The sequence below is a fragment of the Aliirhizobium smilacinae genome (assembly GCF_006335145.1).
GTDB classification, from domain to species: Bacteria; Pseudomonadota; Alphaproteobacteria; order Rhizobiales; family Rhizobiaceae; genus Neorhizobium; species Neorhizobium smilacinae.
Genome location: NZ_VDMN01000005.1, coordinates 1 through 14,555 on the forward strand (window position 1 = coordinate 1; position 14,555 = coordinate 14,555).

Annotated in this window: 17 protein-coding genes, 1 tRNA gene and 2 pseudogenes; 11 read left to right on the plus strand and 9 right to left on the minus strand. The window is 57.3% G+C overall.

Annotated features, from left to right (window positions below):
- Nucleotides 1–49 precede the first annotated feature (49 nt).
- A tRNA-Met gene (locus FHP24_RS19935) sits at nt 50–126 on the plus strand.
- A gap of 151 nt (nt 127–277) precedes the next feature.
- On the opposite strand, the pseudogene FHP24_RS19940 reads toward FHP24_RS19935, so the two are convergent.
- The 6 genes and pseudogenes from FHP24_RS19940 to FHP24_RS19965 form a co-directional block, all read right to left on the minus strand.
- Nucleotides 278–606, minus strand: a pseudogene (locus FHP24_RS19940) (transposase); the annotation flags it as partial.
- A 376-nt stretch (nt 607–982) separates the two neighbouring features.
- Nucleotides 983–1,216 carry a hypothetical protein gene (locus tag FHP24_RS19945; protein WP_139678001.1) on the minus strand — a complete coding sequence of 78 codons (234 nt, stop codon included), beginning with the start codon at nt 1,214–1,216 and terminating at the stop codon, nt 983–985.
- 13 nt (nt 1,217–1,229) lie between these two features.
- Nucleotides 1,230–1,940, minus strand: a complete 711-nt coding sequence (locus FHP24_RS19950) for an SDR family NAD(P)-dependent oxidoreductase (protein WP_139678002.1) — start codon at nt 1,938–1,940, stop codon at nt 1,230–1,232.
- A 54-nt stretch (nt 1,941–1,994) separates the two neighbouring features.
- Nucleotides 1,995–2,624, minus strand: a complete 630-nt coding sequence (locus FHP24_RS19955) for a hypothetical protein (RefSeq protein ID WP_139678003.1) — start codon at nt 2,622–2,624, stop codon at nt 1,995–1,997.
- 228 nt (nt 2,625–2,852) lie between these two features.
- A pseudogene (locus FHP24_RS29070) lies at nt 2,853–2,951 on the minus strand (transcriptional regulator); the annotation flags it as partial.
- A gap of 89 nt (nt 2,952–3,040) precedes the next feature.
- Nucleotides 3,041–3,373 carry a hypothetical protein gene (locus FHP24_RS19965; RefSeq protein ID WP_139678004.1) on the minus strand — a complete coding sequence of 111 codons (333 nt, stop codon included), beginning with the start codon at nt 3,371–3,373 and terminating at the stop codon, nt 3,041–3,043.
- 74 nt (nt 3,374–3,447) lie between these two features.
- On the opposite strand from FHP24_RS19965, the gene FHP24_RS19970 reads away from it, so the two are divergent.
- The 3 genes from FHP24_RS19970 to FHP24_RS19980 are packed head-to-tail and all read left to right on the plus strand — an operon-like array spanning nt 3,448 to nt 4,277.
- Nucleotides 3,448–3,801 (plus strand): ethanolamine utilization protein, encoded by a 354-nt coding sequence (locus FHP24_RS19970; protein WP_139678005.1) that lies wholly within the window; start codon nt 3,448–3,450, stop codon nt 3,799–3,801.
- Nucleotides 3,798–3,992: a hypothetical protein gene (locus FHP24_RS19975; protein WP_139678006.1), complete on the plus strand. Its 195-nt coding sequence runs from the start codon at nt 3,798–3,800 to the stop codon at nt 3,990–3,992. The genes FHP24_RS19970 and FHP24_RS19975 overlap by 4 nt, the downstream gene beginning before the upstream one ends.
- Before the next feature lie 54 nt (nt 3,993–4,046).
- Complete coding sequence (locus FHP24_RS19980) at nt 4,047–4,277, plus strand: hypothetical protein (protein ID WP_139678007.1); 231 nt, start codon at nt 4,047–4,049, stop codon at nt 4,275–4,277.
- A gap of 300 nt (nt 4,278–4,577) precedes the next feature.
- Here FHP24_RS19980 and FHP24_RS19985 read toward each other — a convergent pair whose 3' ends face one another.
- Both FHP24_RS19985 and FHP24_RS19990 read right to left on the minus strand, forming a co-directional pair.
- Nucleotides 4,578–4,787 carry a hypothetical protein gene (locus FHP24_RS19985; protein WP_139678008.1) on the minus strand — a complete coding sequence of 70 codons (210 nt, stop codon included), beginning with the start codon at nt 4,785–4,787 and terminating at the stop codon, nt 4,578–4,580.
- Between the two features lie 311 nt (nt 4,788–5,098).
- On the minus strand, nt 5,099–5,830 hold the full coding sequence (locus FHP24_RS19990; RefSeq protein WP_139678009.1) for an SDR family NAD(P)-dependent oxidoreductase: 732 nt from the start codon (nt 5,828–5,830) through the stop codon (nt 5,099–5,101).
- Nucleotides 5,831–5,911: 81 nt separating this feature from the next.
- On the opposite strand from FHP24_RS19990, the gene FHP24_RS19995 reads away from it, so the two are divergent.
- The 3 genes from FHP24_RS19995 to FHP24_RS20005 all read left to right on the plus strand — a co-directional run bounded on the left by FHP24_RS19995 (nt 5,912) and on the right by FHP24_RS20005 (nt 7,071).
- Nucleotides 5,912–6,292, plus strand: a complete 381-nt coding sequence (locus FHP24_RS19995; protein ID WP_139678010.1) for a winged helix-turn-helix transcriptional regulator — start codon at nt 5,912–5,914, stop codon at nt 6,290–6,292.
- 176 nt (nt 6,293–6,468) lie between these two features.
- A complete protein-coding gene (locus FHP24_RS20000; protein WP_139678011.1) occupies nt 6,469–6,711 on the plus strand; it encodes a DUF2934 domain-containing protein in 243 nt (80 codons plus the stop codon).
- A gap of 24 nt (nt 6,712–6,735) precedes the next feature.
- Complete coding sequence (locus tag FHP24_RS20005) at nt 6,736–7,071, plus strand: VOC family protein (protein ID WP_139678012.1); 336 nt, start codon at nt 6,736–6,738, stop codon at nt 7,069–7,071.
- Nucleotides 7,072–7,861: 790 nt separating this feature from the next.
- Here the strand turns inward: FHP24_RS20005 and FHP24_RS20010 are convergent.
- A complete protein-coding gene (locus FHP24_RS20010) occupies nt 7,862–8,521 on the minus strand; it encodes a GntR family transcriptional regulator (protein ID WP_246091891.1) in 660 nt (219 codons plus the stop codon).
- A 196-nt stretch (nt 8,522–8,717) separates the two neighbouring features.
- Between FHP24_RS20010 and FHP24_RS20015 the strand changes: the two genes are divergently transcribed.
- The 4 genes from FHP24_RS20015 to FHP24_RS20030 all read left to right on the plus strand — a co-directional run bounded on the left by FHP24_RS20015 (nt 8,718) and on the right by FHP24_RS20030 (nt 14,555).
- Nucleotides 8,718–10,655 (plus strand): ABC transporter substrate-binding protein, encoded by a 1,938-nt coding sequence (locus FHP24_RS20015; RefSeq protein WP_139678014.1) that lies wholly within the window; start codon nt 8,718–8,720, stop codon nt 10,653–10,655.
- Between the two features lie 77 nt (nt 10,656–10,732).
- A complete protein-coding gene (locus FHP24_RS20020) occupies nt 10,733–11,719 on the plus strand; it encodes an ABC transporter permease (RefSeq protein WP_139678015.1) in 987 nt (328 codons plus the stop codon).
- On the plus strand, nt 11,716–12,864 hold the full coding sequence (locus FHP24_RS20025; RefSeq protein ID WP_139678016.1) for an ABC transporter permease: 1,149 nt from the start codon (nt 11,716–11,718) through the stop codon (nt 12,862–12,864). The genes FHP24_RS20020 and FHP24_RS20025 overlap by 4 nt, the downstream gene beginning before the upstream one ends.
- A complete protein-coding gene (locus FHP24_RS20030; protein ID WP_139678017.1) occupies nt 12,864–14,555 on the plus strand; it encodes an ABC transporter ATP-binding protein in 1,692 nt (563 codons plus the stop codon). The genes FHP24_RS20025 and FHP24_RS20030 overlap by 1 nt, the downstream gene beginning before the upstream one ends.

Here is a 14,555-nt window from a genome sequence, read left to right on the forward strand (position 1 = left end):
ATCACAGCAAAGCTGTGACGCAGTCGCGCAAACCAAAGTTTGCGCTTGGCGCGGGGTGGAGCAGCCCGGTAGCTCGTCAGGCTCATAACCTGAAGGCCGCAGGTTCAAATCCTGCCCCCGCAACCAATGAGACTTGTAAATTCCCCCACTCGGGAAACTCCACCAAAAGCTCCTCGGCATAAGCCTAGAGGAGCTTTTTCTTTTTGTGCTCCGTGTCGATCTCGACGGACGCAATCATGGATATCAGATCGGTTTGGGCGGCGGCTACTGGGGACATCCCCTTTTTTAGCAGGCTGGCTGCGGTGCGATGGGCTTTCAATGGGTGGCGTCGATCATCAATTGCTCGGGCTTGCCCCGCTTGGCGATCAGTTCTGCCAGAACCCGGTTGAACACGCCGAACCTGCTCCAGCGGATGAAGCGATTGTAGATCGTCTTGTGCGGACCGTATTCCCTGGGCGCGTCCCGCCATCGCAATCCATTGCGCAAGACAAAGATTATGCCGCTCAGGATCAACCGATCATCAACGCGCGGCACCCCGTGCGACAAAGGAAAGTATGAATCGATCCGACGCATCTGCGCCTGCGATGACAACAGCAAATCACCCATCGCGGCTACCTCCGTTGTACCCAATGAATCAAACGAAACAAGCCATCGCAAGCTATTTAATAGGTCCTAAGCCTAAGGGTTGTGGTCGATCTCAAATGAGCTTCGGCTTATCCATCGACGTATTGTTGCGCCGCTTCGTACTCTCCAACACAGGTCGTCAAATCGCTGATTATTGCGGGCATGTTGTAGCTGCCTTCGGCTGAATAAGCCGTTCCAGTCGCAAAAATCGGGAACACAAGTACCCCTGCTACTGTAAGTTCGAGTTTTCCCACGCCACACCACCTTACCCTTACACCCGGAGAAAGTAGTCGCAACTAAAACGTTTAGAGATGGCAAGCCGCCGAAATTAAGTTCCGGCCCCGGTGGAAATGACACTTTACCCCCCAATCACGCGCCGCCATCGATCAACATAGCCGTCAACAAAGGCTTGGTTCATTCCAGAGGCTCTCATCTCCACAGCCAGACGATCGAGGTCAAATGCCTCCAACGGCGTGTTTGCCGGGTAGATTTTGAGAGTATATTTGAACGTATCCTCCCAACTGCGCTGCACTCCTACCGTTTCGTCTAGCAGCCGAGGACGGTAAAGATTGATCAGGTCGCCCAGGGTCATGGCCGTTCCTTCATCACCATTCGATCGTGCTCCCGTCATACGCGATGAACGTGCCAGTTTCAGTGAGGTTGTCGGTCGAGTGGAGAATTGAGGATGCTGCTTGTTCTGGACTGACGGTAGGGTGTGTGGCAGAGTAAGGATTTGATAGGCGGGTTCGCACGGTACCCGGATGAACGGCGGCTATAACCGCCTGAGGGTGAGTACGCGACAACTCGATCGAAGTCGTCCTCACGATCTGATTGAGGGCGGCTTTTGATGACCGGTATGAAATCCATCCTCCCAGCCGATTATCTCCAATGGATCCGATCCGAGCCGATAGAAAGAGCGCGATGGAGCGGTCTCGTTTGTCGAACAATGGGAGGAAATGTTTTGCGACGAGGGCGGGACCTATGGCGTTCGTGCGAAACTGATGGAGCATGATATCGGGGTCAATTTCGCGAAGGGACTTCTCTGGTGCGTGGTCGGCGACAGTAAGGATACCCGTCGCACAGACAAGTAAATGTAATTTCGTCTGCGATAACTTCTCTGCAGCCGCCGCGATTGTCGGCTCATCGAGAAGGTCGAGACCGTTGTGTCCTCGGGATAGCTCAACAAGGTCGCCGACGTGTGGATCTGCTTTGAGGTGATTGCAAATCGCAGATCCGATCCCGCCACTCGCACCCATGACCACCGCTCGAAACCCCCTCGGCAGCGAATGAAGGGTGGTTGCGGTCGAGCTGTTCATCGATGAGACCTGATAGGTTGCGTCAGAGTTCGGCGACCGAAGTCGGGGCGGTAACTAGCGAAGCAGTCCATCGACATCGAAATCATCCCAGCCTTTTAGATTCACGTTCTGATCGTCGGCATCTCGTTTGGTCTTTTTGGAAGCCTTATGAGTTTTCTTCAGCAAGCGCGTGAGTTTTGCTTGATATGCAGCTTTGAGCTTTTTCTCCGCTTTCGCCTCGGCGTCTTCCTCCCGCCATTCGTCTACAGTGCCCCGGTCTAGAAGGTCCTCCACGACCTTAGGGTCGAAGACGTGGAACGTTATCCTGCGGGCTCGGCCGTTCAACCGAACAGTGCGAGTCCCCGCGCTCGGCAGACGTCCGTCCGCGAGCCATCGATGGCGTTCGCTTGTCTTGATGGTGAGGATATCTTGTATTTCGCGCGGGATGACGGGCAGGGTGTCGACTTCGTCCACCACCTTAGAGGCAATAGCGACTGCTGCAACGAACGCGGCCTTATCGGATGCTGGCATTGCCAGAGTGAGATCGCTGCCTTCCAGCACCAGGGACTTTTTTGAAACGGTTGGAAGTCTGGCCTGGATTTCCTGAAAGATTCCCTTGGCACGAACAGACGACCCAAGCGTAGCGGCAGACGATAGCGTCCACGATTTCAGCAGTTCGATGTCGGAGTTCGCGGTCTTTGGCATAGCTTGTAAATGTGCACAGAGTACCTGAAGTTCAACACATCAAGGCTTGATCAAGGGGAGAGCCCGGTTCAGCGCTGCTTGGCTTCCCATCAACGGGACAGATGAGGTCTTGCCGAGTGGCGGGCTGACTTCGATCAGCAACTGTGCGTCGCGCGAGATATTCAGATTTCCCGCACTGTTTCGATGAAAGGTTCGTTCATGGCCGCCACAGAGAAGTTTTTGGGAAGGATATGAACGCGAGCGCCCGTCCTCGAAGACCCACGCCACCTCGACTGGGTAGCTGTGTTTGCTCAGGGAAGAGGCTTCGAAGTCCAGGAAAACGGGCATTGGCGGCCGTGAATGTTGGTCGTTTCCGATAGGTAGGGCGGGTAACCGCATTTAGGTCGTCGGACGTGCGTTCGACAGCTCGAAGGCCGTCAGGGTTCTTTGCGGTTGCCTCGCCAGTAATGGTCGATGATATGCTGTCCATTGCGAACGATGCGTTCGCCGATCTCGGGATCGCCGCCCTCCAAAGTATCAGGATTGCCGCCGCTCAGGCGCACGAAAAGAACCTGCTGCGTCGCGAACGTAAAGTAGTCCGTGCTCGTAGGCTCGAATTCCAGCCCGGCCTCCCGGAACTTGTCAGCCACTTCGGCGGATGCGTCCTCGATGGCCTTGTAGACCTTGTCGAGCATCGCGCGTTCAGCGGCTTCCCTGATCTCCATGTACTGTCGCTGTTCGGGTGTCGGGACGGGGCAGCTCTGGGTCATTTTGTTCTCCGTTGGTGTCGGTCTTGGCGATCTCGGCGACCGCACTACCTCCTGCTCGGAATAGGGAGGTAGTAATGAAGGCTCAGAAATTCAGCCTAGCCGACGCCAAACTTGAACGCTCTCCTGGCCAGAAAGCCGATATCTTTGTCGGAAATCTGATCGACGAGAAGGATGGCGGCCCTGTCACCATCGGATATGGGCGCTACGCACCTGACCAGTCACTTACCGAAACCATGGCGGTTCACGATACCATGATTGTCCTTGAGGGCCGTCTGTTTGTCTCGACGAGCGACGGAACCGTGACGGCGGGGCAGGGCGATATCGTCTACATGCCGAAGGGGGAAGCGGTAACCATCACCACGGAAGGCGAGGGAGCATTGACGGCTTACGTGACCCATCTTCATTGGACGGAGGCCCACGAAGGATGATGGAAATGGCCGCCTCACCGAAAGGCTGGGCGACATTCGCCTGGCAGTCCGACTACGGCCAGTTCTACCTTGTGGACAGAGAAGACCAAGCCTTCGAGGCCCCTACCGAGATCACGCCTGAAATGGAGGAACATAGCCTCTTTGTCATGACCTCGGGCATCACAGTTTACACGCAATCATGCCTGCAATAGCACATCCGGATCGCGATCTACGACCGAGAGCCGGAACATCCGTCGGTCGATCCCATGAGCGACAAGCCCTGGACGCATGTGGAGAATGTCGAGGTCAGGTTTCCCTCGAAGAGTTTCTCGATGCCAGACCCATTGCCCAATGGACCTCTATTCCTCGTCGACAGCGTCGATTGTGCGGTGAGGATCAGCTGGATGGAATTCCAGGGCAGCCGAGACGACAGCGTGCCGATCGAGCCGGATGTCATCGACATCGCCATCTGGCCTGCCCGCCATTCAGAAATATGAGGCCTCATGCAAAGCTCGCGTAACAGCCTGTTGTTGGCCCTGGCGTTGATCGTCGGAGGAGCCCTGATCGGACCGGGCTTTGGCTACCTGGTGAAGTGGAGGAAGGCAAAGATCGATAGCGGGGCCGTCCCTTGATCGCAAACGGGCATGCCTCAACACTCCCAACCGGTTCATTGCATCTAGCAAACGAATTGCCGGACATCCCTGCGATCCTGACGCTTCTCCGAAAATCAGGTGACCACCAAGCGGATCATACGGTTCCCGGTCAATCTCCGAAGTGTCTTCCCAACTCGTCACTGGTCAGGAACCTGGTTCGTCCCTTGTATCCATCGCTAGGTCGTGAAGGGCCTGAGTGTCATCCGGGTCGAATTCGGCGGATAGGATAACGGTGAGAAAGGCCGCCCTGGCGATCTCCTTCTTCGAGGCCTTCGGATGTCGTTCCTTGACAGCCTCGATGAGTTCCTTGGGCTTCATGCCCGGAACGACCAGTTCCTTGATCGTCACGGCCATTGCTTCGATCTCCTTAAGTTTCTTCTCTCATGCGGTGTTTCCTCGGACGGCCTGTTCGGCGGAAAGCCCAACTCTATCGCGTCTAGATGACCACACGATATGGGCTGTCACTTCGCGCGCCGCCTTGGGCACGGGCTGGCAGGCCTTCCCGTGCCGACACGCGCCTACTATCGCGACTGCAACGTTCCTCCCAGACGGAATGGAGCAGATACCGCCGTGCCGAAGCCGTTCGCCGACGACCCTCTGACCCGTCACAAACGGGTTTGCTGTACCCGAACACTTCTAGTCGAGTACAGCGTTTTGGGTGTTTTTTAGACTTGCTGTAGCCCGCCGTCGACGCACAGTTCGGCACCCGCGATGTAGCTGGCATCATCGCTTAGCAGGAACAGGGCGGCCGCCGCCACTTCTGAAGCCCGTGCCATACGACCCATCGGGATCGGAGCGACAATTGCCGCGCGATGGTCTTCGGCGACGGCAGCCATCATCTCCGTATCGGTGGGGCCGGGTGCGACGACGTTGACCCTGATACCCTTGGGCGCGAGTTCTGTCGTCCAGGCTCTGGCGTAGGCCCGAACGGCCGCTTTGGTTGCGCCGTAGGTTCCGTAGCCCGAGTAGCCCGCGTTCCCGGCAATCGATCCGACGAGGACGACCGAGCTGCCTTCTGTCATCGCGGGGAGAGCTGCCTGGAGACCAAAAACCATCCCTCGGACGTTGACGCCGAAGTGACGGTCAAAATGCCCTGGCGTTATCTCGGCAATCTGTGATGGCTCGGAAAGACCTGCGTTCAGAACAAGCGCGTCGACACGACCGCATGCTTGACGCACTTTTTCGACCGCATCCACCATGTCTTCCGGCGAGCTCGCGTCAGCCGTAATGCCGACCGCGCCATCGCCGATGGCTTTGGCCGCCTTCTCTGCGTCTTCACCTCTACGGCTGGTGATGAAGACAGTTGCGCCTTCTGCAGAAAGCCGCTCCGCAATCGCCAAGCCGATACCCTTCGCGCCGCCGACAACCAGAGCCACCTTGTTACTCATTCGAGCCATTGTAAATCCTTTCACTGAATGGTCTCGCCATGGTATACGTTCGATATCTGATATCAATTACGCACCTGGAATAGCCTAGATATGGACGAGTATACCGACCTCGAAGTTCTCTCTCATCGCGCGCTTTGCGACATGCCACTGGTTCGCCCGGTGCTGGACAAGATCGCGGACAAATGGACGATTTTGATATTGACCGTGATTTGTCCGAAACCCTCGCGCTTCAACGAAATCAAACGGCGTCTTGATGGGATCACGCATAAGGCTTTGGCCGATGCTCTCAAGAGACTTGAACGAAACGGCCTTGTCACGAGGACGGTGCTTCCAACGCAGCCGATTGGCGTCGAGTATGCGATTACTCCCCTCGGGCATTCACTGCGAGAGCCGTTTGAAGCGCTGTGTTTATGGGCGGCGGCGAACGGCGACAAGGTCGAGGCGGCCACGCACCGCTACGACAACAGATGAAGTCCGTGCTTTCGCAAGTTGATTGGGAAGGCGATGAGAGCAGCCGACTGCCTCGGTGTCCTTGGGACTTTGCAAGCTGATGTCTCGGCTGTTTGTTCTCACTGATTTGTCATCCTCCGTTCGAGGAACGAGTCATCCGAGCCGGAGTTATGTCAGGCCATCAGGAGGAGACAACCATGGTCGACAAAGAGCAGCAGCGCCGCGAACGTGCTTACAAAATCTGGGAGGACGAAGGTCGTCTCGAGGGTGCTCATGATGACCACTGGAGACGTGCAGAGGAACAGCATGAGCTGACCGAGCAGGAATCTGACGACGTGACCAAAGTGAATCAGGAAGTCGATGACAAGTTCGCCAAGGATGACGGGAATACTGAGACCGCCGCGGACATCAAGCCACCATCAGCTGTCAGCCCGGACTGATTGAGTCAACGCGGAGGAAGTGTCATGGCCTTCGAGAATATACTAGCAGGTATCGCGGTTGCGGACATGCAAGCCGCCAAGGCTTGGTACTCGGGGTTCTTCGACCGTGAGCCGGACAGAATTCCCATGGACACCGACATGGAATGGGATTTCCCTGGAGGATCCACCGTTCAGGTCTTCGGGGATGCGAAAAGGGCGGGTAATTCAAGTGCGACACTCGTTCCTGACAACCTCGACGCTGAGCTGGCTCGTCTTGCAGAACTTGGTCATCAGCCTACCGAGCGAAGTTCGGGGAAGTTCGACATAGCGATATTCGAAGACCTCGACGGCAATCGCCTGGTGTTAGCCAAGTCAACATAGATAGGTCAGTGGTCGGCGGTCTTGAAAACGGGTTCGGCCGAACGCATCTATGGTCCATCACCCGTTATAGATGGCCTTGCCGCAGTGACCCTGTCGCGCGCGAGGCTGTCCGGGTCTTCGAAGGGCGCTCTCCAGAAATGGATTGAGCGCCCTTCGTTTTTTTCTTCGTGAAATTACGATCGTGTTTCTGGGTTCAGGTTTCATCGGGCCTTGGACATCCGAACGGATGTACTGCCTCGGGCAGTCTCGCGTCTTTGATCTCGATTGCAGCAACCTCCTGATTTACGATGGTGCTTCATGTTGGTCATCCCCGAGGATTTCGTAGACGGCCTGATTTCAGTGGCGCTGGTAGTCGCTGTCCGACCGCCCTTTTCCAGCTCTCGCCAGTTTCAAGCAAATACGCTCGTTCAACTCAGCCCACTACCACGTCTGTGAGAGTACACCGAAAAGACCATCCTCTGCTGCGCCTCTCTGAAGGAACCCTTGTTTTCCTCTGACGCCCTGTCGTTGAGATCAAAGTCCGCGCAGGGGCGAAGGAGGCAGGATTAACTCTCTCCCCCCCCCCCCCCCCGAAATCGAACGGCACGTTGCGGTCGACAGTAACCGGTGTGCTACCCCACATTGCCTTTCGTCGCCTGGTCTCTAATCACGCTCGACGAGCAAAGTTTCAACCCGGCCGTTTGGCCATACTGGTGGTGCCCACTCAGGCAAACTGCCAAATTTGCAAAGGGTCACCGTAACCTAGCGTCCTGGGTCGCCAGTTCGAATCCCTTCAAGAACTTCAATAACCCTAACGTTTGCTGAGCCGCATACGCTCCATGATATGTCGTCCGGATCCTTCTACATGGCGCGCAATTGCATTTGCGGCCCCTTCCGGGTCCTGCGCTTTGATGCAGGCTATCAGCTCACGATGCTCGCCAAGCACATTGGCCTGCCGGCTGAGTGAGGTCGGGAAACCGCGGCTGATCGCCCATAGGATGTGGCGGTGGCGTACCCATAGTTCTACGGCATGGCGATTGTAGTGCCGGTTATACATTAATTGGTGAAACTGCAGATCGAGATTGGAATGCGCAAGCTCATCGCCGAAGTTCATTGCTTCGATCTCTTCCTGCAGCCGCTCGAGCTCCTCGACATCTTCGCGTGTAGCAATGCCTACGAACCAGCGGGTCAACGCGGGTTCGATCAGCACTTCGATCTCACAGATATCGCGGACGAAATCCTCGTCGATCGGCCTCACGCGCGCGCCACGATTTGGCGTCATCACAACGAAGCCTTCACCTCGAAGTTGTTGCAATGCTTCGCGAACAGGATTTGTCGACGTGCCCATGCGGCTGGCCAGCTCGGCGACCTTCAGCCGCTCATTCGCCTTCACCCGGCCTGAAATGATATCGTCACGCAGGCGCTCATAGATCGACCCGCCAGCCTCGTCGTTTTGCTGGGCGTGTTGCATATCCGATGTATCAAACTTCACGATCGTGCTCATGATGTTGCTTTTAATGCATTTTTTTCGGATTTGCTACTATAAAAACGCCAATTGCATACATGACTATTGACAAATAATGTACAATAAAGGAATTTTCGTGTGAATAAGCGCCCTGGGAGGGTGCGCTTAGGGAGAGCCGGTATTCGGCAGGAGGAGAATTCTAATGGGCTATCAGCACGCGCTGAACAGGCTTGGCCTGTCTGCAGCAATCATTACGGTTGTACTTTCCGGAGGGCCGTTTGTCGCCTGGGCCGTGGATTACAGACAGGCGCCGGTGCTCGAGGAGCAAGTGAGGGCTGGTACGCTACCCGCTGTAACCGAGCGTCTGCCGGAAAATCCGTTCGTGGAAACGATGGTCGATGGCGTGGGCAATTATGGCGGCACGCTGCGGACAACCATTTTAGCCAATGGGGACCAGTATAACCTGACGCGTACCATCGCCAACGAACTACTTGTGCGATGGGACCCAAAGTGGAGCAAGGTCGAGCCGTCGCTGGCAGAAAAATTCACCGCCTCCGATGACGCGACGACCTACACATTCACGCTGCGCAAGGGCCTGAAGTGGAGCGACGGCCAACCGTTCACTGTCGATGACATCATGTTCTGGTACGAGGACGTGTTCATGAACCCGGCGCTTTCGCCGGCTAAGAACCCGACCTTCACCGTCGCCGGCAAGCCGGTCAAGGTGCGCAAGGTCGACGAGCAGACGGTCGAGTTCAAATTCGATTCACCTTACGGCCTTTTCCTGCAGCAGCTCGCCTATGGCCAGGGCCATCTGCCGGTGATTTATCCGAAGCATTATCTCAGCCAGTTCCACGAGAAGTATAACAAGGACGGTATCCCCGACCTGTTGAAGGCTAACCCGGCTGCCGGCGACTGGGTGGCGCTGTTCAACTCGAAGATCTCGCTTACCTTCCAACCTGCCTATTGGCAGAATCTCGAACTGCCGACGCTCAATCCGTGGATCCTGACCATCCCTTATGCTGATGGCGAAAGGGTCGCGGCCAAGCGTAATCCCTATTACTGGAAAGTCGACAGCGAGGGGAACCAGTTGCCCTATATCGACAATGTCACCTGGGCGAAGCTCGACGACCCGCAGTTGATGGCGCTCAAGATGACATCAGGTGAGTTCGACTTCGCTTTCCGGCACATCAACAACGCCACGTTCAAGTCAGTTCTGTTCGACGGCCAGGAGAGCGGCAATTTCCGTTTCGTGGATGTCAAAGATCTGCCGGCTAATGATGCTGTCATCCTGCTGAACCTGAACTCCACCGATCCGGTGAAGAAAAAGGTATTCCAGAACAAGGATTTTCGCATCGCCCTTAGCCGCGCCATCAACCGCCAGGAAATCATCGATCTCGTTTATGTCGGGCAGGGCGCACCGGCGCAGGTGGCCGTCCAGCCCGAGCACGAATTGTTCAACGAGAAGGAGGCGACGCAGTTCACGGAATATGATCCGGATGCTGCCAACGCGGCACTCGACAAGATCATGCCGAACAAGGATGGGCAGGGCTACCGTCTCGACGAGACGGGCAAGCGCTTCACGGTTAACTTCATGGTCGCCGACGCCTTCGGCCTGTCCTACCCTGACATCGTGCAGATGGTGCAGGAATACGCCAAGCAGGTCGGCATCGACATCCAGATCCGCACTACCGATCGCGCGCGCCTCAATACGATGTGGAACGCCAATGAGCAGGACGCCTATATCTGGAACTGTGTCGGCGGGCTGAACGAGGTCTATACCGATCCGCGCTGCTATATGCCGTTCCAGAAGGCCGACATCTTTTTCGCTGTCCGGTGGGCGGAATGGTACGCCAACCCGCAGACAGGCGAGGAACCGCCGGCCGAGATCAAGGCGTTGATGGCAGCCTATGACAAGGTCAACGCTTCCGCCAGCGACGAAGACCGTAAGGCGCGGATGAAAGAGTTTCTGACGCTTTCGGCAGAAAACTTCCTCAATATCGGCATTTCCCGCCCGATGCCCAAATACATGATGGTGTCCAAGAACCTGAAGAATGTCGTCGATGGGATTCCGATTACCGGCAACCTCTGGCATCCGGCGCCGACACTTTCGCAGTGGTACTTCGACAAAGCCAAGTAAGCCGGTCCCTCAAGATCCTCCAGTGACCGAAAGCATATGGCTTTCGGTCACACCGCACCCCAAAACGGTCATTGCTCATGCTTCGCTATATTGCCAAGCGGCTGGTGTTCGCTATTCCGACGCTGTTTGCCGTATCGATCATCGCCTTTGCCATCATCCAGTTGCCGCCGGGTGACTACCTGACGACGCTAATGGCTGACTGGGCCGCGCAGGGTGGCGCCGTCGAAGCCGGGACGCTCGCTGCCATGCGCGAGCGCTATGGCCTCGATCAGCCGATGTATGTCCAGTATTACAAGTGGATAGCAGGCATAATCCTGCATGGGGATTTTGGCATCTCGTTCGAGCTCGGCAAGCCGGTGACCGAACTGATCTGGAGCCGACTGGGTTTTTCGCTGCTCCTGTCGCTGTTGACGCTTTGCTTCGTCTGGGCAGTGGCTATCCCGATCGGTATCCTGTCGGCGGTGCGGCAATATTCGATCCAGGATTATTTCGCGACCTTCCTCGCCTTCTTCTTCCTTGCCGTGCCGGATTTCTTGATGGCGCTCTCGGCCATGTACCTGATGTCGGCATGGTTCGGCCAAAGCGTCGGCGGGCTGTTTTCCCCCGAATATGCCGATGCGGCATGGAGCTTCGGCAGGCTTGTCGATTTTGCCAAGCACGTCTGGCTGCCAGTGATCGTGATCGGCTTAGGTTCGCTTGCGGCGCTGGTGCGCATCATGCGCGCCAACCTGCTCGACGAACTCTCCAAGCCTTACGTCACAACGGCGCGCGCCAAGGGCATGTCCGAATTCGAACTGCTGATGCGCTATCCCGTCAGGCTCGCGCTCAATCCGTTGATCTCGACTCTCGGCTGGATCCTGCCCGCCGTCATTTCCGGGGAGATCATCGTTTCCGTCGTCATGAGCCTGCCGACGACAGGCCCGTTGCTTCTGCGCGCGCTGCTTGCGCAGGACATGTATCTGGCCGGATCGCTCATTCTCCTGATCTCAGTGCTGACAATCATCGGCACGTTGATCTCCGACCTCCTGCTGGCGCTGACCGACCCGAGGATTAGACTGCAATGACCGACATGACCCAGATTCCCTCCGATACGGATACCGTCATCGATCTCCGTGGCAAGGACATCGCCGTTGCCGGCCAATGGCGCCTGTTCTGGCTGAAGTTCAAAAAGCATAAGATCGCTCTGGCGAGCCTTGTCATCATCGCATTCATGTACCTCGTCGCGCTGTTTGCCGAATTCATCGCACCATTCGATCCCAACGCCACCAATGCACGCTTCACCTATGCGCCGCCGCAAGGCCTATCGCTGATCCATGACGGCTCGTTCATGCCGCATGTCGACCAGTTGAAGATGACGCTGAACACCCAGTCGATGCGGCGCGAGTTTTCCGCGGATCCGGGAAAGCCACTCGCTGTCGGCTTTTTCGTGTCGTCCGATCCCTATACGCTTGCCGGCATCATACCGATGCAGACCAAGCTCTTCGGTCTCGTCAACGCGCGTCCCGGCGACAGCCTCTATGTCTTCGGTGCGGACCGCCTCGGCCGCGATATCTTTTCTCGTGTCGTCTACGGCGCCCGTATCTCGTTATCGATCGGTCTCGTCGGCGTTGCGATGAGCCTCGTGCTCGGCGTTGCGATCGGTGGCATTTCCGGCTTCTTCGGCGGCTGGATCGACGTGGTGATCCAGCGCGTCATCGAGCTTCTGCGTTCCATCCCGACCATCCCGCTCTGGATGGGACTTGCGGCCGCGATCCCCGTCGGCTGGCCACCGCTCAGGACCTATTTCGTCATAACCCTGATCGTCTCGTTGCTCGGCTGGACCAGCCTGGCGCGGGAAGTACGCGGAAAATTCCTGTCGCTGCGCAGCGAGGATTTCGTCACTGCCGCGCGGCTCGACGGGATGAGTGAATTCGGCATCATCTTCCACCATCTCGTGCCGTCCTTCATGAGCCATATCATCGCCACCGTGACGCTCGCCATCCCGACGATGATCCTGGCCGAAACGGCATTGTCCTTCCTCGGGATAGGGCTGCAGCCGCCGATCATTTCCTGGGGCGTGCTGCTGCAGGAGGCGCAGAATATCCGTGCCGTGGCGCAGGCGCCTTGGCTACTCTTCACACCGGCCGCGGCCATCGTCATCGCCGTGCTTTCTCTCAACTTCCTTGGCGATGGACTGCGCGATGCAGCCGATCCTTACGAGAACGCCTGATGACCAGTGATACAATCCTCAAGGTCGAAGACCTTCGCACCTACTTCAAGACCCGCACCGGCGTGTTCAAGGCCGTCGATGGCGTGTCATTCGAACTTAAGCGCGGCAAGACGCTTTGCGTCGTCGGTGAATCCGGCTCCGGCAAGTCGGTCACCGCCCGCTCCATCCTGCAGATCGTCGACAAGCCCGGCAGGATCGAGGGCGGCTCGATCGTCCTGACCCGTCAGGATGGATCGACGGTCGATCTGGCCAGGCTCGATCCGCGTGGCAAGCAGATCCGCGAGGTTCGCGGCCGGGAGATTGCAATGATCTTCCAGGAACCGATGAGTTCGCTGTCACCCGTCCACAGGATCGGCGAGCAGATCGGCGAGGCGCTGCGTATCCATTTCGGCATGCCGAAAAAGCAACGGCGGGAACGTGTGCTGGAACTGCTGAAGCAGGTAGAGATCCCGCGTCCCGAACAGGCGATCGATCGCTACACTTTCGAGTTTTCCGGCGGCATGCGCCAGCGCGTGATGATCGCAATGGCACTCGCCTGCAATCCATCCGTCCTGATCGCCGACGAGCCGACGACTGCGCTCGACGTCACAACCCAGGCGGAAATTCTCGACCTGATCAAGAAGCTGCAGCAGAGCCACGGCATGGCGGTAATCTTCATCACCCACGACATGGGCGTGGTGGCGGAAATCGCCGACGAGGTTCTCGTCATGTATCGCGGCCATGTGAAGGAACACGGCAGCGTTGAGGACGTCTTCCACGCGCCTAAGGACGACTATACCAAGCGGTTGATCGGCTCGGTCGTGAGGCTGGAAAACAAGGCCGATATTCGTCTGACGCGGGCGCCGATCCCGGCCGATGCCGCGCCACTGCTTCAAGTCAGCAACATGTCGCTGACATTTCCGTCCGGCCTGAAGGCGGTCAATGACATCTCGCTCAGCGTGCGCCCGGGCGAGACGCTCGGCATCGTCGGTGAGTCCGGGTCCGGCAAGACTACAATGGGCCGCTGCCTTTTGCGCATCTACGATCCGGAAGCCGGCAATATCAATTATCTGCGCCCCGACGGCAGCATCATAGACCTGCGGACGGCGAGCACATCACAGTTGAGGGAGATTCGCCGCGAGGTGCGTATGATCTTCCAGGATCCGGTAGGCTCGCTCAGTCCACGCAAGACGGTGGCTCAGATCATCGCCGAGCCACTGAAGCTTGCCGGCATGCGCGGAAAGGAACTCGACGAGCGGGTCGCGGAACTGATGGAACAGGTGGGGCTGGAACCCGCCTGGCGCGAACGTTATCCGCACGCCTTTTCCGGTGGCCAGCGCCAGCGCATCGGCATTGCCCGTGCCATCGCCGTCAAGCCACGGCTGATCGTTGCCGACGAGGCGACGTCAGCTCTCGACGTGTCGCTGCGTTCGCAGATTCTCGACCTGATGATGAAACTGCAGGACGAGCTTGGACTCTCCTATATCTTCATCTCCCACGACATGTCGGTGATCCGCTACATGTGCGACCGCGTCGCCGTCATGTATCGCGGCCAGATCGTCGAGGCGGGCAATACCGACCAGGTCGTCAACAATCCGGCGCACGATTACACCCGCGCGCTGCTCTCCGCCATTCCCCATCCAGACCCGCGCGACAGGCGTCTGCACCATCGTGTCCGCTATGTCGCCAACCCTGTTTCAGCAAACGGATAA